A 20,487-nucleotide genomic window follows, 5' to 3' on the forward strand; every position below is an offset into this window, starting at 1 on the left:
TGACGAATCGGGATCAGGAATGGAGAATTTCCTCATGAAGAAACTCGCGGCTTCCATGGTAATCTCGTCGCTCGCCGCCTCGGCCGGCGATGCGCAGGAGCGTCCGGCGGGCCGGATCGCCCCGCCGGACGTCTATGTCGTGGCGCCCGGCCTCGGAGACTATACCGATGACCTGCTGTTCGGCGATGTCTGGCGGCGCGTCGAGCTCAAGCCTCGCGATCGCAGCATCGTCACCGTCTCGGCCCTGATTGCGTCGGGGCGCATCGCGCAGGTTGGCGGGCATGTCGGCCGCGCGCTCGACAATGGCGTGACCCCAGGCGAGATCGGCGAGATCATCACCCATCTCGCCTTCTACTCCGGCTGGCCGAATGCCATTTCGGCCGTCAGCGCGACAAAGCAGGTCTTTGATGCACGCGGTATCGAGCCGGTCGCGGCGGACACGGGCGGGCCGCTGGAACTGGATCAAGCTTCCGAGGCCGCAAGGGCGGCAAGCGTCGACACGTCGACCGGTCCGGTCGTTCCCGCGCTCGCGGAATATACCAATCGGGTACTGTTCGGAGACCTCTGGCGGCGGCCGCAGCTCTCCGCCCGCGACCGCAGCCTTGTCACCGTTGCCGGGCTGATCGCGACGGGCAAAGCCGAGCAGCTGCCCTTCCACCTAAATCGCGGCATGGACAACGGCCTGGCGCGAACCGAGGTCGCCGAAGTTGCGACGCATCTCGCCTATTACGCCGGCTGGCCCAACGCGATGTCGGCGGTGCCGGTCATGCGTACCGTCTTCGAGGCTCGCGAGGCCGCGGCGACCGGGGGAACCCGCGCCGGCGGGCTTTCTGTGCAGAACCACGAGCCGGGCGCCGCGGCTGCGGGATCGCCCGAAAACTTCACCGGCCTGGTGCGGATAGAGTCGCGGTTTCAGGCCGAGGTGCCGGCACGGATCGGCGGAGCTACTGTGAGCTTCGAGCCGGGTGCCCGCACCGCCTGGCACACGCATCCGCTTGGCCAGACGCTGATCGTCACCTCGGGCTTGGGGTGGGTGCAAAGCGAAGGCGGCCCCATCGAGGCGGTGGGGCCCGGCGACGTAGTGTGGATCCCGCCAAATGTCCGCCACTGGCATGGCGCCTCGAAGGGGGCTCCCATGACCCATGTGGCCGTAGCGGAGTCCGTTAACGGCAGTGCAGTCACCTGGATGGAGCAGGTGACGGACGAACAATATGCAAGCGGCCCCGAAGCGGCCGACTAATGCATGTTGCGCAAAAGTGTGCAGCGGTTTTGCGATAACGACATGCATAAAAACAACAGCCTAAAGCGCGTCGTATGAGGCCGGTCAAACGCGACGCGCTTTAGTGGCGCGGCTGATTTGCGGTTCCGCGTTCGAAAGAGGGACGTCCGGCCCTTCAAACCGGAGCCGGACGACGCAATCGAGGTTATTCCGCAGCCACCGCGGCTGCGTCGCATGCGGCCATGTCGGAGTCCGGCGCGGCAAGGCTGCGCTGGCCGGCGAGCACGATGACCAATGCGATTGTGCCCGACGCCACCGATACCCAGAACCCGTTCTGCGCGCCGAAAGCGTCCACCACCCAGCCGGCGGCGAAGGAGCCGAGCGCCATGCCGATGCCGATGCCGGTCATCACCCAAGTGACGCCCTCGGTCAGCATCGCCTCGGGCACGCGCCGCTCGATCAGGCCGAATGCGGTGATGAAGGTCGGCGAGATCGCCACGCCGCTGACGAAGACGGCCAGTGCCAGCAGCGGCACGGTGTCGGCAACGAGCAGCGGCAGTGTGGTGAGGGCGATGATGGCGATTGCGATGGCAAGCTGATTTTGCAGCGGCACCTTCAGATTCAAGCCGCCTATGATGATGCCGACGACGAACGATCCGAGCGCGTAGACGCCGATGACGAAGCTGGCGGCTCCCGGCTGGCCAAGCTCCTTGGTGATCGCCACCGTGCTCACCTCCGTGGTTGCGAAGGTCGCGCCGATGAAGATCAGGGCGAAGGTGAGGATCTGGACCGGCCGCAGGCGGATTGCCGAGCCGCCCGAACCATGTTCCACCGGTCGGGCTCGCGGCTCGGTCGAGCGCTGCAGGATGAACGCCGTCGAACCGAAGGCGAGGAACAATGTGCTGGCGAGCACTCCCGCTTCCGGGAACAGCGTGACACTCAGGCCGACCGACAGCGATGCTCCGGCGATGTAGACCAGCTCGTCCGCCGCCGACTCGAAGGCGAACGCAGTGTTCAGCTCGGGGCGGTTGCGGAAGATCTCCGTCCAGCGCGCGCGCACCATTGCCGGGATGCTGGGCATAACGGCAGCCAGCAGCGATGACACGAATAGTGTCCATATCGGCCAGTGCTGATTGGCCGCCACAATCAGGATCGCGAAAGCGAGCGTGGAAATCACGGTGGTCGGCACCACAATCCGCGTCTGGCCGAGGCGGTCCACCAGTCGCGATACCTGCGGCGCGACGAAAGCGTTGGCCAGTGCATATGTCGCGGAGACGGCGCCGGCCAGCCAGTACTCGCCATCGGTCTGCGACAGCATCGCGACGATCCCGATCGGAGCCATGGCCATCGGCAGCCGGGCAACGAAGCCGGCTGCGGCGAAGCCTTTGGCGCCGGGCGCGCGAAAGATCTGGGAATAGGGATTTTGCATGGTCTGGCTCCTCGACAACGGGCGGTTCGGCGATTACATACGTAACGTATGAGTCTGAATAGATCATACGCCGCGTATGTCAATGGGCATACGAAGCGTATGTTAATAGGGCCAAAGCATGCACAGACCACGCAAGGAGATGATTGCCGAAACCCGCGCAAAGCTGATCGGCGCGGCGCGCCAGGCCTTCGGCACGCTCGGCTATGCCGAAGCCTCGATGGATGATTTCACGGCATCGGCCGGGCTGACGCGCGGTGCGCTCTATCATCACTTCGGCGACAAGAAGGGCCTTCTCCAGGCGGTCATCGCCGAGATCGACGCGGAAATGTCGGCCCGGCTGAAGGTCGTTTCGGCCAAGGCGGACAACCTCTGGCAGGGCTTTGTCGACGAATGCACCGCCTATATCGAGATGGCGCTGGAGCCGGAGATCCAGCGTATTGTGCTTCGCGACGGGCCGGCGGTGCTCGGCGATCCATCGCAGTGGCCAAGCCAGAGCGCATGCATCCGCTCGATGACAGAGAGCCTGCAAAGACTGAGCGACGAGGGGACCATTCTTGCCGTCGATCCCGAAACCGCGGCAAGGCTGGTCAGCGGCGCCTCGCTGCATGCCGCGCAATGGATCGCAAATTCGGACGATCCCGAAGCGACGTCGAAGAAGGCAGTGAAGGCGTTCAAGGTTCTTCTGGAAGGGTTGCTCAATCGGACCGGCAGGCTGCATCAGCCCGATCAACAGTCGTCGATGCAGCCCGAGATTGACCAATTACCGGCCTGAGCTCATTCTTTTCGCCGATCTCTGGCGGCTCGCGCTAGGCCCAGCCGACCCCGGCTGCCTAAACCCTGTTGAACATCGCGTCACCAATGCGCGAAAACATGGCCAAATCGGCGAGGCGCGCCTATATCGGGGCATGGTCACCAGACTTTACACCCACCCGATTTTCCTCGAGCACATAACTCCGCCCGGTCACCCGGAGCGGCCGGACCGTCTGCGCGCCATAGAGCGTGTGCTTGACGATGAGGCTTTCTCGGCACTCGATCGCGTCCAAGCGCCGGAAGGCGACGAGGCAACCATCCTTTACGCACATCCGCCCGAATTCGTCGAACGTGTCCGCGCAGCGATACCGGACACCGGCATCGCCCGTATCGATGCCGACACCACCGCCAGCCCGAAGAGCTGGCAGGCGGCAGTGACCGCGATCGGCGCCGCCAACGCCGCTGTCGACGACGTCTTCACGGGCCGGGCAGACAATGTCTTCGTCGCCGCGCGACCGCCTGGTCATCATGCCGAAAAGACGACCTCCATGGGTTTTTGCCTGTTCAACACCGCGGCGATCGCGGCACGCTACGCGCAGAAGAACCATGGCGTCGATCGCGTTGCCGTCGTCGACTGGGATGTGCATCACGGCAACGGCACGCAGGACATTTTCTGGGACGATCCGTCGGTGCTCTATTGCTCGACGCACCAGATGCCGCTTTACCCCGGCACCGGAGCCGTGAGCGAAACCGGCGCCGGCAACATCGTCAACGCGCCGCTGGCGCCGCAGACCGGCAGCGACGGTTTCCGCGACGCCTTTCTGTCGCGCATCCTGCCGGCGCTCGATGATTTCGCACCCGACCTCATCATCATCTCCGCCGGTTTCGACGCCCACCACCGCGATCCGCTGGCCGAGATCAACCTGACCGAGGATGATTTCGACTGGGCGACCGGCCAGTTGCTCGAACGCGCCGGGCGCCATAGCGGCAACCGGCTCGTCAGCCTGCTCGAGGGCGGCTACGATCTGCAGGGATTGGCATTTTCAGTCGCCGCCCATGTCGGGCGGCTGATGAAGGGATAAGCTATGGCTGGTGAGACCAACGAAGACGTCAAGGCGATGAGCTTCGAGCAGGCACTCGACGCGCTGGAGAGGATCGTCGATGATCTGGAGCGCGGCGACGTGCCGCTCGACCAGTCGATCCGCATCTACGAGCGCGGCGAGGCGCTGAAGGCGCATTGCGACCGGCTGCTGAAGGCCGCCGAGGACAAGGTCGAAAAGATCAGGCTGTCGCGCGACGGCAAGCCGGTGGGGACAGAGCCGCTGGATGCGGATTGAGGCACGGCCTCGAACGACAATTTTGTTTACCGGCTTTTGGATATGACCATGATTGAGGATAAAACTCATCCCGTTTGAAACGGCTCCAGGACGAGAGGAGATTGCGAACGATGTGCAGAAACATCAAGACCCTGTTCAATTTCGATCCGCCGGCAACCAATGACGAGGTCCGCGATGCCGCACTTCAGTTTGTCCGCAAGCTGAGCGGAACGACGCGACCGTCGAAACAGAACCAGCATGCGTTCGACCATGCCGTCGAGGCCATTGCCGCATCGGCGCGCGAATTGCTCGACAGCCTCGAGACGACGCAGCATCGGCGCAATCGCGAAGAGGTGGCGGCCAAGGCGAAGGCCAAATCTGCACTTCGCTTCGCCTGAGGGGACCGTGTGAGCTTTTTTCCCGGAAACGATCCGCAGATGGGCGATGCCTTCGCCAGCGATCAGATCGAGCTGATGGTCATTCCGAACGCCAAGGACATTGGCGGTTTTCAGGTTCGCCGTGCCTTGCCGACCGCCAGGCGCCGGCTGGTCGGCCCCTTCATCTTCTTCGATCGCATGGGTCCGGCCGTTTTGCGGGCCGGCCAGGCGCTCGATGTCCGTCCGCATCCGCATATCGGCCTGTCGACGGTGACTTACCTGTTCGACGGCAAGATCAGGCACCGCGATTCGCTCGGCACCGAGGTGGTGATCCAGCCCGGCGACGTGAATTTGATGACCGCCGGCAGTGGCATCGTCCATTCGGAGCGGACACCGGAAGAATTGCGCGGCGCGCCAATGTCGGTCTCCGGCCTGCAAACCTGGCTGGCGCTGCCGGACGGCAAGGAGGAGGTCGCGCCGGTCTTCGAGAACACGGCGGCCTTGCGCCTGCCCGAAATCGATGCCGAGGGCGTCAGTGGGCGCGTCGTCATCGGTGCGTTTTCCGGGCTGCGCTCCCCGGTCGCCACCGCTTCGGACACGCTATATGCCGATCTCAGGCTGGCGCCGGGTGCCAGCGTGAAAATCCCGGCCGATGCCGAGGAGCGCGCCATCTACACGCTAGAAGGCGAGGTTTCGATCACCGGTGACCGCTTCCCGGCCGAGCGGCTGCTGGTCTTGCGGCCCGGTGACGAAATCGTTGTTTCATCGGAGGGCGGCGCCCATTTCATGCTGTTTGGCGGCGCCTCGCTCGGCTCGAAACGTTACATCTGGTGGAATTTCGTGTCGTCGTCAAAGGAACGCATCGAGCAGGCGAAAGAAGAATGGAAGACAGGCCGCTTCGATATCGTTCCTGGAGACGAGCAAGAGTTCATCCCGCTGCCCGAAAGCTGATGCGCGTTACCGCCACATTTACATTCGCCGACCAGCGGCATATTTCACGATGAACAGAAAATCTGACCAGGCCCGCAAACAGTGAACGCAAAGCCAGATACGCCGCTTCTCGACAAGGTCCGCGTCCCGGCCGATTTGCGCACGCTTGCCGAAGGCGACCTGCCGCAGCTGGCTTCCGAGCTTCGCGCCGAACTGATCGACGCCGTTTCCCACACCGGCGGGCATCTCGGCGCCGGCCTTGGCGTGGTCGAGTTGACGGTCGCGCTGCACTACGTCTTCAACACGCCGGACGACCGGCTGATCTGGGACGTCGGCCACCAGGCCTATCCGCACAAGATCCTGACCGGCCGCCGCGACCGCATCCGCACGCTGCGGCAGGAGGGCGGGCTGTCCGGCTTCACCCGCAGCGCCGAGAGCGAATACGATCCGTTCGGCGCCGCCCACTCCTCGACCTCGATTTCCGCCGGCCTCGGCATGGCAATGGCGCGTGACCTCACCGGCGGCCGCAACAACGTCATTGCCGTCATCGGCGACGGCGCCATGTCGGCCGGCATGGCTTATGAGGCGATGAACAATGCCGGCGCGCTCGATGCCCGGCTGATCGTCATCTTGAACGACAACGACATGTCGATCGCTCCGCCGACCGGCGCGATGAGCGCTTATCTGGCCCGTCTGGCGTCGGGCAAGACCTATCTGGGCTTGCGCGATTTCGGCAAGAAGCTGACTTCCTATCTCGGCGAGCGCGCCGATCGCGCCATCAAGCGAGCGGTCGAGCACGCGCGCGGCTACGTCACCGGCGGCACGTTGTTCGAGGAAATGGGTTTCTACCACATAGGCCCGATCGACGGTCACAACCTCGAGCACCTGATCCCGGTGCTGAAGAACGTCCGCGACAATGCCGACGGCCCGGTGCTGATCCACGTCGTGACCCAGAAGGGCAAGGGCTACGCCCCGGCCGAAGCGGCCGCCGACAAATATCACGGCGTCAACAAATTCGACGTCATTACCGGCGCCCAGGCCAAGGCGCCCGCCAATGCGCCGAGCTATACCAAGGTGTTTGCCGAAAGCCTGATCCAGGAGGCCCGAGAGGACGACCGCATCGTCGCCATCACCGCCGCCATGCCGAACGGCACCGGGCTGGATCTGTTTGGCGAAGTGTTCCCGACGAGGACCTTCGATGTCGGCATCGCCGAGCAGCATGCGGTGACCTTCGCCGCCGGCCTGGCCACCGAGGGCTTCAAACCTTTCGCCGCGATCTATTCGACCTTCCTGCAACGCGCCTACGACCAGGTCGTCCACGACGTGGCGATCCAGAAATTGCCGGTGCGTTTTCCGATCGACCGCGCCGGCTTCGTCGGCGCCGATGGCGCCACCCATTGCGGCGCCTTCGACACGACCTTCCTGGCGACGCTGCCCGGTTTCGTCGTTATGGCGGCGGCCGACGAGGCCGAACTGCGCCACATGGTGCGCACCGCTGCAAGCTACGATGACGGCCCGATAGCCTTCCGTTATCCGCGCGGCAACGGCGTTGGTGTCGAGATGCCGCAACGCGGCTCGGTACTGGAGATCGGCAGGGGCCGGATCGTCAGGGAAGGCACCAAGGTTGCGCTGCTTTCCTTCGGCACCAGGCTGCAGGATTGCCTGACCGCGGCCGAGGAGCTTGGCGCGGCCGGGCTTTCGACCACGGTCGCCGATGCCCGCTTCGCCAAGCCGCTTGACGAGGATCTGATCCGACGGCTGGCCCGTTCGCATGAGGTGCTGGTGACGGTGGAAGAGGGCGCTGTCGGTGGTTTCGCCAGCCACGTGCTGCAGTTCCTCGCTCATGAAGGGCTGCTGGAGAGCGGCCTCAAGGTGCGCCCGCTCGTGTTGCCCGACGCTTTCGTCGACCATGCCAAGCCGGAAAAGATGTATGCCGATGCCGGGCTCGACAGCGCTGGCATCGTGCGCACGGTGTTCGTGGCGCTGGGGCATATCGCGCAGGCCCAGCGCGCCTAGTTTTTTAGCCGCGTTTCAGCAACGCCAAGAGATTCCGCTTGGCTGCAAAATGGTAGCCTGAATCAAAATCTCAACTGCTTGAATCAAATTGCCGGCGAACAGTCGTAAGATGCTGTTTACGCTGCCGTTTGGCGATTTGCTTACCGTGTCTTTTGGCCGTTTTTCAACGCTGCCCTGCTAGGAAGGCAACCAGGCAGGGGAAACAAGACCAATGAGATCGCTTTTGGGTGGCATTGCGCTTACGGCCATCTTCGCCGCGTCGGCTACGGCCGAAACGCGCTACGACCGCAAACTCGAACAGGCGGTGATGGGCATCGTTGCCGGCAAGATCGGCGAAATCCGCGGCGGCTTCTCCTACAAGCAGGCGCCGCAATTCGTCGTCGTGCCCGACATTGTGCCCACGGCATCCGTTTCCGCCGAGCAACCAGGCACACAAGCGTCCAGCGACGGTAACGACGGTTTGGCGCCGGCCGTCGAGCGGCGGGTTTCGCGGACGATCTTCTAGAGCATGGTCCCGAAAGGCTCTAGAAGCTAGAACCACATATCCCGTACATAGCGGCCATCCCTCGGCAAATCATCGAATGTATCGAGACCGTCGAAATGGTCGATTGGGAGGTCGGCGACAGCCTCGGGCGGCGCAAGCCTCACATTGACGGCGATGCGGTAGCGACCGGCGGCATCGGGATGCAAACCGCGCCAGGCCAGGACGCAAGCGCACGTTGGACAGAAGAGAATCTCAAGCGAAGGATGAGCCCTTCCAACGCGCGTATAGGCGCTTACGGACCCCGCAAGGCGGATGCGTTCGTCAACATAGTCGTACGCCCAGAGCGTGCCATAGCGACGGCAAAGTGTACAATTGCAGGCTGTGATCGAACCGGGATCGCCCTCCAAGGTCCAGTGGGCTTCGCCGCAGTGGCAGGTTCCCGTCAGCATTTTTCCTCCTCGCGTTTCGACGGCAAAACGGCATCTCTTCCTTAGCATTGCGTCGGGCTTGGTGCGAGGTTCGACAAACAGCGGAGCGGCTTGATGCGTTCACCCGCTTTTCCAACTATGCCTTGTCTCATCGCCAATATCCTTGCCATCATCGTTGGCTTTCGCCATGAAGGCCGATGACTTCCCTTCCGCCAGCCAGCATACGCCAGCGGCTCGACGAATTGCTCGTCCAGCGCGGCCTGTTTGCCAGCCGCTCGCGTGCCCGCGACGCGGTCGAGCGCGGCACCGTCACGGTCGATGGCGTCGTCGCCCACAAGCCTGGCCAGACCGTTCTGCCTGAGTGCAACATCGTCGTTGACGATCCGGCACAAGGTTACGTGTCGCGCGCCGCACTGAAGCTGAAGGCTGGTCTCGACCATTTCGGCCTCGACCCCACCGGTAGCGAAGCGCTCGATGTCGGCGCCTCGACCGGCGGCTTCACGCAGATACTGCTCGAACGCGGCGCGGCGCATATCACGGCGATCGATGTGGGGCACGGCCAGATGCACCCCGACATTGCCGGCGATCCGCGCGTGACGGTAATTGAGGGCCTGAATGCGCGCGAACTGACCACTGCCGATCTCGGCGGCCGTGTGCCGGATTTCATCGTCTCGGATGTCAGCTTCATCTCGCTGAAACTGGCGCTGCCGCCGGCGCTTGCCTTGGCCAGGAATGGCGCAAAAGCAGTGTTTCTGGTCAAGCCGCAATTCGAGGCCGGCCGCGAGGCGATCGGCAAGGGCGGCCTGCTGAAGGACCCCTATGATGCGGCGCGCGTTGCCGGCCTGATGCAGGACTGGCTCGACACCATTCCCGGCTGGCGCTCGCTGGGACTTCATCTGTCGCCGATAGAGGGCGGCGATGGCAACCGCGAGTTCCTGCTCGGCGGCATCAAGGACGTCGCGACCAAGTACGCCAAGATAGGGCACGCCGGGATCCAGAAGCGATGAGCACTCGTTTCACGATCGCAAAATTGGGCTCTCAGGGCGACGGCATCGCCGAGACGGAAACCGGCGAGGTTTTCATTCCGTTCGCGCTGCCAGGAGAGACTGTCACCGCCGCGCGGGAAAAGGACCGCGCCACATTGATGTCGGTGCTGGAAGCTTCGCCGCTGCGGGTCGATCCACCCTGCCGCCATTTCGGCGAATGCGGCGGCTGCGCCGTCCAGCATCTCGAGACTGAAGCCTATCACCAATGGAAGCGCGAAAAGGTTGTGCACGCGCTGAAGAGCAAGGGCATCGCTTGCGATGTCGGCGCGCTGGTGGCGTGCGCGCCGCAGACGCGCCGCCGCGTCGTCTTCACCGCCCGGCGGAGCGAGGCGGGAATGCAGTTCGGCTTCGTTCGCGCGCTGTCGTCCGAAATCATCTCCATCGAGGAATGCCCGATCTCGCTGCCGCAGATCGTCGCTGCGCTCGAGCGTTTGAAGGCGCTTGCCGGACTGGTCTGCGCGACGACCAAATCGTTCCGCATGGCGGTCACGGTCACCGGTTCCGGCCTCGATGTGGCGGTTCACGAATCCGGCAAGCTCGGCGAGAACCAGCGCCGCGTCGCCTCGAACTTCGTCATCGCCGAGGGGTTGGCCAGGCTTTCGGTCGATGGCGAGATCATCATCGAGCCGAGAAAACCGGTGATGGTGTTTGGCGGCGTCGCTGTCGCAGTGCCGCCGGGCGCCTTCCTGCAGGCGACCGAGGCTGCCGAACAAACGATGGCCGACATTGTCGGCCAGCATCTCGCGCGCGCCAAAAAGGTTGCCGATCTCTTCGCCGGCTGCGGCAGCTTCGCGCTGCGCCTGGCTGCAAGATCGGAAGTCCAGGCGGTGGAAGGGGACGCGGCAGCACTTTCGGCGCTCGACCGGGCCTTCCGTTTCGCCGGCGGCCTAAAGCGGGTGACCAGCGAACGTCGCGACCTGTTCCGGCGACCACTGACATTCAAGGAGTTGAACGCGTTCGACGGCATTGTCTTCGACCCGCCTCGCGCCGGCGCCGAGGACCAGTCGAAGCAGATCGCTCGTTCCGACGTGCCGCTCGTTGCCGCGGTCTCCTGCAATCCGGTAACACTGGCGCGGGATCTTCGCGTCCTCCTCGATGGCGGCTACGTCGTGAAGAGCGTGACGCCGATCGACCAGTTCCTGTGGTCGCCGCATGTCGAGGCGGTGGCATTGCTGGAGAAGCCGAGGCGAAGACGCTAGATCACTCGCGCGTGTGACGACGCCGTGCTTCGACGAGCACGCCCTTTTCCATTTCCTTCAAGGTCTTCGGCTTGCCTCTGTTGGGCAGAGACCGAACACATCCTCTGGTCGCGTTAAGGGCAAGACTGGAACAGGCAGTGTGACTTGATCGTCGGTCGAACTGGTGACTTCTAGCTTGTCTCCGGCACCCATCACAGTTTCCTCTCCCGACATAACAAAGATGCTGATCGCGCCGAATTCAAGGCTGCATAGCCAGACGGCGCTAGCCTGCGCCTGAAAGGACGCGCTCGACGAAGGTGGGCACCACTTGTGTCGCCGGCCCTTCCATCCGCTCGTCGAAACGGGAGGCCCAGCCGGCGCATTTCAGATTGAGTTCGACTGTTACGGCTCCGGCCGCGCGTGCCTCCTCCACGAAACCTGCTGCCGGGTAGACACTCCCGCTGGTGCCGATGGCCACGAACAGGTCGCAGCGCGTCAGCGCCTCGCCGATCTCCTCCATGCGGTAAGGCATTTCGCCGAACCAGACCACGTCAGGCCTCAATTGACCTTTTGCGCCACACGCTGGACAGGCCGAATGGACAGCGATGTCGTCGGCCCAGGCGCTGCTTTGCCCGCAGCTCAGGCAAAGGGCATGGCCCAATTCTCCATGCATATGGATCAGCTTGCGCGAACCGGCGCGCTCATGCAGGTCGTCGATGTTCTGCGTGACGACGAGGACGTCGCCTGGGAGTTTCTGCTCGAGCTTGGCCAGCGCGGCGTGCGCCGCATTCGGCTCGACGCTGCCCATCTGCCGCCGGCGCATATTGTAGAAATCCTGCACCTTTACGGGGTCGCGCGCAAAACCTCGCGGCGTGGCCACGTCCTGCAGGTCGTATTTCGCCCAGACCCCGTCGGGATCCCGGAACGTGGCGACGCCCGATTCCGCCGAAATGCCGGCGCCTGTTAGGATCACGATTTTGGCTTTGGACATGGTCGAAGACACCGGCATCCGGAAACATCGTTTGGAAGGCGATGTTACCGGAACGCGCCAGCCACATCAAACCCTGGTGCCGCCGACCGTCATCTGGTTCATCCTGAGATGCGGCTGGCCGACGCCGACCGGCACACCCTGTCCGGCCTTGCCGCACATGCCGATGCCGGTGTCGAGCTTCATGTCGTTGCCGATCATCGCAACGCGATGCATGGCGTCCGGCCCGTTGCCGATCAGCATGGCGCCCTTGATCGGTTGCGTCACCTTGCCGTTCTCGATCATGTAGGCCTCGGTGCAGCCGAACACGAACTTGCCCGAAGTGATGTCGACCTGGCCGCCGCCGAACGACACGGCATAGATGCCGTTCTTGACCGAGGCAATGATTTCCTCCGGCTCCATGTCGCCTGCTGTCATGTAGGTGTTGGTCATGCGCGGCATCGGCTCGTGCGCGTAACCTTGGCGTCGCCCGTTGCCGGTGGCTTTCATGCCCATCAACCGCGCGTTCTGGCGATCCTGCATGTAGCCGACGAGCTTGCCATCGTCGATCAGCACGTTATGGGCCGAAGGCGTGCCCTCATCGTCGACGGTAAGCGAACCACGCCGCTCGGGCATGGTGCCGTCATCAACGACGGTGACGCCTTTCGCCGCCACCTGCTGGCCAAGCAGGCCGGCAAAGGCCGACGTCTTCTTGCGGTTGAAATCGCCTTCCAGCCCGTGGCCGACGGCCTCGTGCAGCATGACGCCCGGCCAGCCGCTCGACAGCACGATGTCGAAAGTGCCGGCAGGTGCGGGAACCGCTTCGAGATTGACCAGCGCTTGCCGCAGTGCCTCCTTGGCCGCGTGCTTCCAACTGTCCTCGACCAGGAATTCGCCAAAATCCTTGCGGCCGCCCATGCCGTAGGAGCCGCTCTCCTGGCGGTCACCGTTGCCGACCACCACCGACACGTTGATCCTGACCAGCGGGCGGATGTCGCGCACCATCTGGCCGTCGGCGCGCACGATCTCGACATGCTGCCACGAGGCGGCGAGCGATGCCGTCACCTGCCTGACGCGCGGATCCTCGGACCGCAGCCACGCGTCGATTTCCTGGAGCAGCTTGGCCTTGGTCTCGAAGGAAGGCGAGGGGATCGGATTTTCCTCGCCGTAGAGGTGTCGGTTGGTGCGGGCGGGCGCCGCGGCAAGCATGCCGGAATAGCCGCTCTTCACCGTCGAAACGGCATCGGCGGCGCGCAGCAGCGAGGCCTCGGAGAGATCGCTGGAATGGGCGTAGCCGCTGGCTTCGCCGGCGACGGCGCGCAGGCCGAAACCCTGGTCGGTGTTGAAATTCGCGGTCTTCAGCTTGCCATTGTCGAACATCAGCGCTTCGCTTTCGCTGTATTCGAGGAACAGTTCGCCGTCGTCGGCACCATTGATGGTCTCGGCGACGATCTGCTTGATGCGATCGTCGGAAATGTCGAATTGGCCGATCAGGCTGTTCATGGCGCAGGCCCTTCAATAATTGATTTTACGGCATGTAGGCGCCGGGGCGCCGTTCGGCAACTTCACGGTGGAACACTACGATCCTAAATCAAGCGGCGTGCCATCATGATTTCGTCGATCTCCCGGCCTCCATGAAGAAAGCCGGCGGGTATGCAGCCTATTTCGTGAAAACCTTCTCGTTGATAGAATCGTATGGCCGCTGGATTTTCAGCTTACAGCCAACTCGACCTGCCTTATGCCCGATGCTCGGGCGTGATCGAGCAGCAGATTGAGCATCCCGACGGCGTATCCGCCGCCACGCTCGCTGTCGCGCAAATAGACCATGACGACGGTCGCGCGGTGCGCCATCTTGCTGGCCTGCTGGCGCATCAGGCCCATTATGCCGACAGGTCCCCCGCCCCGAAAGCTGACGACGACCGGGTTGTTCATCAGCCGCCGCCATTCTTCGTCGGGAAGATTCTCCCATTCCGCTGCGCTGCTGGCGAAGGCTTCGGGCGCAGCGCGCAAAGCCTCCAGGCGAATTCGCTTGAATATCTCGAAGTCGTCCAGATCGAGCAGTTTCAACGTCAAACGTGCAGTCTCAAGGCAGGGCGGCGAAGCCGTCGGCGAAACCCTTGAGGTCGACGGGAATGCCGATGCCCTCTTCCGGCGTCTGGAAGACGATGAAGGTGGCGGACGTCCCGGTCTTCAGCGTATCGAGCAGCGGCTTTTCCAGGATGACCTCGGCATAGCAGCCGTCCTGGAAACAGCGCACGAAATAGGCGCGGCCGATATCCTTGCCGTCGACATTGAGGCCAAGGCCGTTGGGTAACAGCACGCCGAGCGGCGCCAGCACGCGCAGGATCTCGGCCTTGTTGTCGGCTGTACGCAGCACGACGACGGAAAGACCCATTTCCGGGCGGTCCTCGGCGACGACATTCTGCATCATCACGCATTGTTCGGACGTAGCGCCGGCCGGCGTATCGCAGATGATCGACCACGCTCCATGCGTCGACTTCACCGTGCCGCTTGGCTGCGCGGCATTGGCCAGGCCGACGCCGGACAAGGCTATTGCGGCGGCAACAAGGATGACCTTCGCCAAGGTTCTCGAAAGCCAAACGTTCATGACGGCTCCATTGCGAATCACGGCACTTTAAGCCGCGCTAAACCCAAGTAAAGGACGAGACCCCGGCGATCTGCCCCGACAAAGGCGACAATGCGCTTTTCCGTGCCAATTTCGCCCTAATTGCGACGGCTCCGCGCGCCGCGCGGCTCATTCTGCACGGATGCCGCTTCGGTGATTCGCGACGAGCGGCCACCGCACGAAGCCACCGCCGCGCTTGCGCGCAAAAATGCCGCACGAGTTCCGGCGCTCCTTTCTTGCGGAGGGAAATAGAGTATGGTTTGAACCACCCTTGAATTGTCCGGGATTCCCGTCCCGGCATTGTTCGACATTCTTGCGGTCCGATCGCGAGGAACTGGGAGATGACGAGGGCGATGAGAAAATTCCTGGCAACCGCCAAAATCATAGCTAGTGCCGCCGCCACGTTGTTTGCCGCTGCATCCGCTCATGCAGCCCAGCCCCAACCTTGGGAGATCAGTTTTCAGCCTCCGGCGACCGACATTATGAGGCAGATCGAGTGGTTCGGGAACTATTCGTTCGCGTTCATCATTGTGATCACCGCCTTGGTGCTTTTTCTGATCGCCTACTGCATTTTGAGGTTCCGGGCGAGCGTCAACCCGACCCCGTCGCGCACCAGCCACAACACGCTGATCGAGGTCATCTGGACTGTCGGTCCCGTCGTTATCCTGCTCTGTCTCGCCATTCCCTCGTTTCAGCTGCTGACCGCGCAATACACGCCGCCGGAAGAAGCCAAGCTGACCGTCAAGGCGACGGGCAATCAGTGGAACTGGGATTACGAATACCAGATCGATAACACGCTTTCCTTCAATTCCGCGATTCTTCAGGATGCCGATAGGGCTGCTGCCGGCAAGGAAGATCGCGCCGTCTATCCACGCTTGCTCGCCGTCGACAATGAGATGGTGGTGCCGGTCAACACCATGACCCGCGTGCTGGTGACGGCGACCGACGTCATTCACGCCTTTGCCATGCCGTCCTTCGGCATCAAGACCGACGCGGTTCCGGGCCGCATCAACGAGGTCTGGTTCAAGGCCGACAAGGAAGGCCTCTATTACGGCCAATGCTCGGAACTCTGCGGCAAGGATCATGCCTTCATGCCGATCGCCATTCGCGTCGTCTCCGATGCGCAATACAAGACCTGGCTGGCGGCAGCTAAGACCGACCTTCCTGGCGCCAACAAGGCGCTGATGGCCGCGGTCGATGCCACGAACAAGGTAGCGGCCGCCGGCAACTAATGCCGCGACCAGATAAAGATTCAGGGAACGGAGCCGACCATGGCAGACGCTGCAGCTCACGACGACCACGACCACAAGCCGTATCATGGCTGGGTCCGGTGGGTGTATTCGACCAACCACAAGGACATCGGTACGCTTTATCTGATCTTCGCGATCATGGCGGGCTGCATCGGTGGCGCCTTGTCGGTCGTCATGCGCATGGAATTGCAGGAGCCGGGCATCCAGATCTTCACCGGCCTCGCACAGATGGTCTACGGCATGAACGGTGACGCCGCCATCGACGGCGGCAAGAGCATGTACAATGCCTTCACCACGGCGCATGCCCTGATCATGATCTTCTTCATGGTGATGCCGGCGCTGATCGGCGGCTTTGCCAACTGGATGGTGCCGATCATGATCGGCGCACCGGACATGGCGTTCCCCCGCATGAACAACGTCTCGTTCTGGCTGCTGCCGCCGGCTTTCATCCTGCTGATTATCTCGGCCTTCGTCCCGAGTGCGCCTGGCGCCTATGGCGTCGGCGGCGGCTGGACGCTTTATCCGCCGCTGTCGACATCGGGCCAGCCCGGACCGGCCATGGACCTTGCGATCCTTTCAATCCACATCGCCGGCGCCTCCTCGATTCTTGGCGCCATCAACTTCATCACCACCATCTTCAACATGCGCGCGCCCGGCATGACCATGCACAAGATGCCGCTGTTCGCCTGGTCGGTGTTGATCACCGCCTTCCTGCTGCTGCTGTCGTTGCCGGTGTTGGCCGGCGGCATCACCATGCTTTTGACCGACCGCAATTTCGGCACCACCTTCTTCGCCCCGGACGGCGGCGGCGATCCGATCCTGTTCCAGCACCTGTTCTGGTTCTTCGGCCATCCAGAGGTCTATATCCTGATCCTGCCGGGCTTCGGCATCATCAGCCATATCATCTCGACCTTTTCGAGAAAGCCGGTGTTCGGCTATCTCGGCATGGCCTATGCGATGGTTGCCATCGGCGCGGTGGGCTTCATCGTCTGGGCCCACCACATGTACACAACGGGCCTGTCGCTCGACACCCAGCGCTATTTCGTCTTCGCCACCATGGTCATCGCGGTGCCGACAGGCGTGAAGATCTTCTCGTGGATCGCCACTATGTGGGGCGGGTCGATTTCGCTCAAGACCCCGATGTTGTGGGCAATCGGCTTCATCTTCCTGTTCACCGTTGGCGGCGTCACCGGCGTGCAATTGGCCAATGCCGGCCTCGACCGCCCGCTGCACGACACCTATTTCGTGGTCGCGCACTTCCACTACGTGCTGTCACTGGGCGCGGTCTTCGCCATCTTTGCCGGCTGGTACTACTGGTTCCCGAAGATGACCGGGTACATGTATTCGCCGGTGATCGCCAACACCCACTTCTGGGTCACTTTCGTCGGCGTCAACCTGGTCTTTTTCCCGCAGCACTTCCTCGGTCTCTCCGGTATGCCGCGTCGCTATATCGACTATCCGGATGCCTTCGCCGGCTGGAATATGGTGTCGTCCTACGGCTCGTACATCTCGGCTGTCGGCGTCGTCATCTTCCTCTTCGGCGTCTTTGAGGCGTTCCAGAAGAAGCGGGTCGCCGGCGCCAATCCTTGGGGCGAGGGTGCGACCACGCTGGAATGGCAGCTGCCTTCGCCGCCGCCGTTCCACCAGTGGGAACAGTTGCCGAAGATCAAGTAGGCGGTTGCCTCCTTAATACGGAACCGCCGGCCCGCCCGGTGGTTTTGGCCAACGGAATGATGGACTTTAAGTACGCATGGCCCTTGCCGAAGACAGACTGATTGACGAGCCGGGCTTCCGCATGTCGGAAGCGACGGCGGGCGATTTCTTCGCCCTGCTGAAGCCGCGCGTCATGTCGCTGGTGGTGTTCACTGCGTTTGTCGGCATGGTCGCCGCCCCGGTGACCATCAATCCGCTGCTGGCGGTGATCGCGATCCTGTCGATCGCCATCGGCGCGGGCGCCTCCGGTGCGCTCAACATGTGGTATGACGCAGACATCGATGCGGTGATGACGCGCACCGCCAGCCGTCCCGTGCCGGCCGGCCGCATCCGGCCAGGCGAGGCATTGAGTTTCGGGTTGGTGCTGTCGGTTCTGTCGGTGATGACGCTGGGCGTGCTGGTCAACTGGTTGGCAGCATCGCTTCTGGCCTTCACCATCTTTTTCTATGCCGTCATCTATACGATGTGGCTGAAGCGCTGGACGCCGCAGAACATCGTCATCGGTGGGGCTGCCGGTGCCATTCCGCCGGTCATCGGCTGGGCGGCGGTAACCGGATCGGTCAGTCTCGAAAGCCTTGTGTTGTTCCTGATCATCTTCCTGTGGACGCCACCGCATTTCTGGGCGCTCGCGCTCTTCAAGTCGGAGGACTATGCGAAGGCAGGCATTCCGATGATGCCGAATGTCGCTGGCCAGGCCTCGACCAGACGCCAGATCTTCGCCTATGCGCTGGTCCTCGCACCGGTTGGCGTGCTGCCTTGGGTTCTCGGCTTCACCACGCCGGCCTATGGCATCGTTGCGTTGCTCCTCGGCGCCGGCTTCGTCTGGTATGCGTGGAAGGTGCTGCAAATGGCCGATGACGATCGGGCGATGAAGCCGGCCAAGGCCTTGTTCGGCTATTCGCTGCTCTATCTCTTCGCCATCTTCGCCGCCTACCTTGGCGATTGCGTCGTCGCGCGCGCGCTGACCATCGGTGGAGCATGAGCATGGTCGAAAAGAAGCTTGAACTGGTCACGCTGACCGAACGTCAGCAGAAGGCCCGCCGCAATCGCTCGGCCGCAATCGGTTTCGCGCTGGCGGCGCTGGTCGTCATATTCTATGTCGCGACCATCGTGAAATTTGGTCACAGTCTCACCGGCTCGATGTGAGCTGAATATGACCAGGCAAACAGTCACCGATCCTGCGAAGAAGAATACGAACCGCGTTGTCGCCGGCGTCTGCATCGCCTTCTTCGGCGGCATGATCGGCATGGCCTACGCCGCGGTGCCGCTCTATGCGATGTTCTGCCAGGCGACAGGCTACGGCGGCACGGTCAAACGGGCGACCCAGCAATATGCCGATCGGGTGCTCGACCGCGACATCACCATCCGCTTCGATGCCAACACCGTCGGCGTTCCCTGGCAATTCCAGCCGGTCGCCCGCTCGATCACCATCAAGATCGGCGAAACCGCCGAGGCGCATTACAGCGCGACGAACAAATTCAGCCGGCCCATCACCGGACGCGCCACCTTCAACGTGCAGCCGGAACTGGCCGGGCCTTACTTCAACAAGGTCGAGTGTTTCTGCTTCACCGACACAACGCTGAAGCCGGGCGAGACGCTGGACATGCCGGTCGTGTTCTATGTCGATCCCGACATCGTCAACGCGCCGGAATTGAAGGATTTGAGGACGATTACCCTGTCCTACACGATGTTCCCGGTCGACAAGACCAAGCCGGTCGCATCATCGGTGCCGGCCGACGGCCGCCGCAACAAGATTTCAGATACCGAAGCAAGCCTCGGGGGTTGATATGGCAGACGCACACGCAAAACCACAGCATGACTATCATCTCGTCGACCCGAGCCCGTGGCCTTTTCTGGGCTCCGTCGGAGCGCTGGTGACCGCGATCGGCGGCGTCTGTTATATGCAGTATCTCAAGGGCGGCGATTTCCCGATTTTCGGCTTCAACATCGCCAATCCGTGGCTGTTCTTCATTGGCCTTTTGATCGTCATCTACACAATGTTCGCCTGGTGGTCTGACACCATCAAGGAGGCGCATGAGGGTCGCCACACCCGCGTCGTGTCGCTGCATCTGCGCTACGGCATGATCATGTTCATTGCCTCCGAGGTGATGTTCTTCGTCGCCTGGTTCTGGGCCTTCTTCGACGCCAGCCTGTTTCCGGGCGAGGTCCATCAATACGCCCGCACCGCCTTCACCGGCGGCGTCTGGCCGCCCAAGGGCATCGAAGTTCTCGACCCGTTCCACCTGCCGCTTTACAACACCGTCATCCTGCTTCTGTCGGGCACCACGGTGACCTGGGCGCATCACTCGCTCATCCACGGCGACCGCAAGGGGCTGATCAACGGCCTGGTGCTGACCGTCGGCCTCGGCATGCTGTTCACCATGGTGCAGGCCTACGAATACATGCACGCGCCGTTCGGCTTCAGGGATTCGATCTACGGCGCCACCTTCTTCATGGCGACCGGCTTCCATGGTTTCCACGTCATCATCGGCACTATCTTCTTGGCTGTCTGCCTGATCCGCGCCGTGAAGGGCGACTTCACGCCCAAGCAGCATTTCGGCTTCGAGGCGGCCGCCTGGTACTGGCACTTCGTCGACGTGGTGTGGCTGTTCCTGTTCGCCTCGATCTATGTCTGGGCCTCGAACGGCGCGATGATCGAACCGCACTGACAACTGCTTGAGGGTAATCGACAAGGCGGCTGCGGCGACGTGGCCGCCTTATCTTTTGCGGCTAACCGCAGTAAGATTGCATAAGCGTG

The 20,487-nt window shown here is 62.7% G+C and carries 21 protein-coding genes and 1 pseudogene; 16 read left to right on the top strand and 6 right to left on the bottom strand.

Features of this window, described 5'->3' with window-relative positions; genetic code table 11:
• The first annotated feature begins 34 nt into the window (after positions 1 to 34).
• On the top strand, positions 35 to 1,240 hold the full coding sequence (locus NKI85_RS21865; protein ID WP_352526960.1) for a (R)-mandelonitrile lyase: 1,206 nt from the start codon (positions 35 to 37) through the stop codon (positions 1,238 to 1,240).
• Positions 1,241 to 1,424: 184 nt separating this feature from the next.
• On the opposite strand, the gene NKI85_RS21870 is transcribed toward NKI85_RS21865, so the two are convergent.
• Entirely contained in the window at positions 1,425 to 2,648 is a 1,224-nt protein-coding gene (locus tag NKI85_RS21870) for an MFS transporter (RefSeq protein ID WP_352777876.1), read from the bottom strand.
• 118 nt (positions 2,649 to 2,766) lie between these two features.
• Between NKI85_RS21870 and NKI85_RS21875 the strand changes: the two genes are divergently transcribed.
• The 7 genes from NKI85_RS21875 to NKI85_RS21905 all read left to right on the top strand — a co-directional run bounded on the left by NKI85_RS21875 (position 2,767) and on the right by NKI85_RS21905 (position 8,542).
• Positions 2,767 to 3,420, top strand: a complete 654-nt coding sequence (locus NKI85_RS21875) for a TetR/AcrR family transcriptional regulator (protein WP_352526962.1) — start codon at positions 2,767 to 2,769, stop codon at positions 3,418 to 3,420.
• A 133-nt stretch (positions 3,421 to 3,553) separates the two neighbouring features.
• Positions 3,554 to 4,480 carry a histone deacetylase family protein gene (locus tag NKI85_RS21880; RefSeq protein ID WP_352526963.1) on the top strand — a complete coding sequence of 309 codons (927 nt, stop codon included), beginning with the start codon at positions 3,554 to 3,556 and terminating at the stop codon, positions 4,478 to 4,480.
• 3 nt (positions 4,481 to 4,483) lie between these two features.
• The gene (locus NKI85_RS21885) at positions 4,484 to 4,735 is read left to right on the top strand and encodes an exodeoxyribonuclease VII small subunit (RefSeq protein ID WP_352526964.1); all 252 of its coding nucleotides are present in this window, start codon (positions 4,484 to 4,486) and stop codon (positions 4,733 to 4,735) included.
• Positions 4,736 to 4,845: 110 nt separating this feature from the next.
• Positions 4,846 to 5,112 carry a DUF2277 domain-containing protein gene (locus NKI85_RS21890; protein ID WP_352526965.1) on the top strand — a complete coding sequence of 89 codons (267 nt, stop codon included), beginning with the start codon at positions 4,846 to 4,848 and terminating at the stop codon, positions 5,110 to 5,112.
• Between the two features lie 9 nt (positions 5,113 to 5,121).
• The gene (locus NKI85_RS21895) at positions 5,122 to 6,042 is read left to right on the top strand and encodes a pirin family protein (protein ID WP_352526966.1); all 921 of its coding nucleotides are present in this window, start codon (positions 5,122 to 5,124) and stop codon (positions 6,040 to 6,042) included.
• A gap of 81 nt (positions 6,043 to 6,123) precedes the next feature.
• Positions 6,124 to 8,037 carry a 1-deoxy-D-xylulose-5-phosphate synthase gene (dxs, locus tag NKI85_RS21900; protein WP_352526967.1) on the top strand — a complete coding sequence of 638 codons (1,914 nt, stop codon included), beginning with the start codon at positions 6,124 to 6,126 and terminating at the stop codon, positions 8,035 to 8,037.
• Positions 8,038 to 8,248: 211 nt separating this feature from the next.
• Positions 8,249 to 8,542: a hypothetical protein gene (locus NKI85_RS21905; protein WP_352526968.1), complete on the top strand. Its 294-nt coding sequence runs from the start codon at positions 8,249 to 8,251 to the stop codon at positions 8,540 to 8,542.
• A 26-nt stretch (positions 8,543 to 8,568) separates the two neighbouring features.
• On the opposite strand, the gene NKI85_RS21910 is transcribed toward NKI85_RS21905, so the two are convergent.
• Positions 8,569 to 8,970, bottom strand: coding sequence for a GFA family protein (locus tag NKI85_RS21910; protein ID WP_352526969.1), 402 nt, complete (start codon positions 8,968 to 8,970; stop codon positions 8,569 to 8,571).
• A gap of 176 nt (positions 8,971 to 9,146) precedes the next feature.
• On the opposite strand from NKI85_RS21910, the gene NKI85_RS21915 reads away from it, so the two are divergent.
• Entirely contained in the window at positions 9,147 to 9,956 is an 810-nt protein-coding gene (locus tag NKI85_RS21915) for a TlyA family RNA methyltransferase (protein WP_352526970.1), read from the top strand.
• Positions 9,953 to 11,194: a class I SAM-dependent RNA methyltransferase gene (locus NKI85_RS21920; protein WP_352777880.1), complete on the top strand. Its 1,242-nt coding sequence runs from the start codon at positions 9,953 to 9,955 to the stop codon at positions 11,192 to 11,194. The genes NKI85_RS21915 and NKI85_RS21920 overlap by 4 nt, the downstream gene beginning before the upstream one ends.
• A 262-nt stretch (positions 11,195 to 11,456) precedes the next feature.
• Here the strand turns inward: NKI85_RS21920 and NKI85_RS21930 are convergent, their stop codons facing one another.
• The 4 genes and pseudogenes from NKI85_RS21930 to NKI85_RS21945 all read right to left on the bottom strand — a co-directional run bounded on the left by NKI85_RS21930 (position 11,457) and on the right by NKI85_RS21945 (position 14,748).
• Positions 11,457 to 12,164 carry an NAD-dependent deacylase gene (locus NKI85_RS21930; protein WP_352777882.1) on the bottom strand — a complete coding sequence of 236 codons (708 nt, stop codon included), beginning with the start codon at positions 12,162 to 12,164 and terminating at the stop codon, positions 11,457 to 11,459.
• A 66-nt stretch (positions 12,165 to 12,230) separates the two neighbouring features.
• The gene (tldD, locus tag NKI85_RS21935; protein WP_352777884.1) at positions 12,231 to 13,643 is read right to left on the bottom strand and encodes a metalloprotease TldD; all 1,413 of its coding nucleotides are present in this window, start codon (positions 13,641 to 13,643) and stop codon (positions 12,231 to 12,233) included.
• Between the two features lie 83 nt (positions 13,644 to 13,726).
• Positions 13,727 to 14,213 (bottom strand): annotated as a pseudogene (locus NKI85_RS21940) (GNAT family N-acetyltransferase).
• Between the two features lie 10 nt (positions 14,214 to 14,223).
• Positions 14,224 to 14,748 carry an invasion associated locus B family protein gene (locus tag NKI85_RS21945; RefSeq protein WP_352526974.1) on the bottom strand — a complete coding sequence of 175 codons (525 nt, stop codon included), beginning with the start codon at positions 14,746 to 14,748 and terminating at the stop codon, positions 14,224 to 14,226.
• 371 nt (positions 14,749 to 15,119) lie between these two features.
• On the opposite strand from NKI85_RS21945, the gene coxB reads away from it, so the two are divergent.
• The 6 genes from coxB (at position 15,120) to NKI85_RS21975 (ending at position 20,398) form a co-directional block, all read left to right on the top strand.
• Positions 15,120 to 15,998: a cytochrome c oxidase subunit II gene (gene coxB / locus NKI85_RS21950; RefSeq protein ID WP_352777935.1), complete on the top strand. Its 879-nt coding sequence runs from the start codon at positions 15,120 to 15,122 to the stop codon at positions 15,996 to 15,998.
• Between the two features lie 39 nt (positions 15,999 to 16,037).
• Entirely contained in the window at positions 16,038 to 17,690 is a 1,653-nt protein-coding gene (gene ctaD / locus NKI85_RS21955) for a cytochrome c oxidase subunit I (protein ID WP_023716920.1), read from the top strand.
• A gap of 76 nt (positions 17,691 to 17,766) precedes the next feature.
• Positions 17,767 to 18,711, top strand: a complete 945-nt coding sequence (locus tag NKI85_RS21960) for a heme o synthase (protein WP_352777885.1) — start codon at positions 17,767 to 17,769, stop codon at positions 18,709 to 18,711.
• Positions 18,708 to 18,875 carry a cytochrome c oxidase system small membrane protein gene (locus tag NKI85_RS21965; protein ID WP_502896141.1) on the top strand — a complete coding sequence of 56 codons (168 nt, stop codon included), beginning with the start codon at positions 18,708 to 18,710 and terminating at the stop codon, positions 18,873 to 18,875. Before NKI85_RS21960 ends, NKI85_RS21965 begins: the two co-directional genes overlap by 4 nt.
• Before the next feature lie 7 nt (positions 18,876 to 18,882).
• Positions 18,883 to 19,515, top strand: a complete 633-nt coding sequence (locus NKI85_RS21970) for a cytochrome c oxidase assembly protein (protein WP_352526976.1) — start codon at positions 18,883 to 18,885, stop codon at positions 19,513 to 19,515.
• Position 19,516: 1 nt separating this feature from the next.
• Positions 19,517 to 20,398, top strand: coding sequence for a cytochrome c oxidase subunit 3 (locus tag NKI85_RS21975; protein WP_352526977.1), 882 nt, complete (start codon positions 19,517 to 19,519; stop codon positions 20,396 to 20,398).
• The last annotated feature ends 89 nt before the right edge of the window (positions 20,399 to 20,487 follow it).

This window comes from Mesorhizobium sp. M0571, assembly GCF_040320985.1.
In the GTDB taxonomy this organism is placed as follows: Bacteria; Pseudomonadota; Alphaproteobacteria; order Rhizobiales; family Rhizobiaceae; genus Mesorhizobium.

Bases quoted from the DNA above. Each gene is read 5' to 3' on its own strand.
- NKI85_RS21865 (WP_352526960.1), top strand. From the start codon at position 35: ATGAAGAAACTCGCGGCTTCCATGGTAATCTCGTCGCTCGCCGCCTCG.
- NKI85_RS21870 (WP_352777876.1), bottom strand. From the start codon at position 2,648: ATGCAAAATCCCTATTCCCAGATCTTTCGCGCGCCCGGCGCCAAAGGC.
- NKI85_RS21875 (WP_352526962.1), top strand. From the start codon at position 2,767: ATGCACAGACCACGCAAGGAGATGATTGCCGAAACCCGCGCAAAGCTG.
- NKI85_RS21880 (WP_352526963.1), top strand. From the start codon at position 3,554: ATGGTCACCAGACTTTACACCCACCCGATTTTCCTCGAGCACATAACT.
- NKI85_RS21885 (WP_352526964.1), top strand. From the start codon at position 4,484: ATGGCTGGTGAGACCAACGAAGACGTCAAGGCGATGAGCTTCGAGCAG.
- NKI85_RS21890 (WP_352526965.1), top strand. From the start codon at position 4,846: ATGTGCAGAAACATCAAGACCCTGTTCAATTTCGATCCGCCGGCAACC.
- NKI85_RS21905 (WP_352526968.1), top strand. From the start codon at position 8,249: ATGAGATCGCTTTTGGGTGGCATTGCGCTTACGGCCATCTTCGCCGCG.
- NKI85_RS21910 (WP_352526969.1), bottom strand. From the start codon at position 8,970: ATGCTGACGGGAACCTGCCACTGCGGCGAAGCCCACTGGACCTTGGAG.
- NKI85_RS21915 (WP_352526970.1), top strand. From the start codon at position 9,147: ATGACTTCCCTTCCGCCAGCCAGCATACGCCAGCGGCTCGACGAATTG.
- NKI85_RS21920 (WP_352777880.1), top strand. From the start codon at position 9,953: ATGAGCACTCGTTTCACGATCGCAAAATTGGGCTCTCAGGGCGACGGC.
- NKI85_RS21930 (WP_352777882.1), bottom strand. From the start codon at position 12,164: ATGTCCAAAGCCAAAATCGTGATCCTAACAGGCGCCGGCATTTCGGCG.
- tldD (WP_352777884.1), bottom strand. From the start codon at position 13,643: ATGAACAGCCTGATCGGCCAATTCGACATTTCCGACGATCGCATCAAG.
- NKI85_RS21945 (WP_352526974.1), bottom strand. From the start codon at position 14,748: ATGAACGTTTGGCTTTCGAGAACCTTGGCGAAGGTCATCCTTGTTGCC.
- coxB (WP_352777935.1), top strand. From the start codon at position 15,120: ATGAGAAAATTCCTGGCAACCGCCAAAATCATAGCTAGTGCCGCCGCC.
- ctaD (WP_023716920.1), top strand. From the start codon at position 16,038: ATGGCAGACGCTGCAGCTCACGACGACCACGACCACAAGCCGTATCAT.
- NKI85_RS21960 (WP_352777885.1), top strand. From the start codon at position 17,767: ATGGCCCTTGCCGAAGACAGACTGATTGACGAGCCGGGCTTCCGCATG.
- NKI85_RS21965 (WP_502896141.1), top strand. From the start codon at position 18,708: ATGAGCATGGTCGAAAAGAAGCTTGAACTGGTCACGCTGACCGAACGT.
- NKI85_RS21970 (WP_352526976.1), top strand. From the start codon at position 18,883: ATGACCAGGCAAACAGTCACCGATCCTGCGAAGAAGAATACGAACCGC.
- NKI85_RS21975 (WP_352526977.1), top strand. From the start codon at position 19,517: ATGGCAGACGCACACGCAAAACCACAGCATGACTATCATCTCGTCGAC.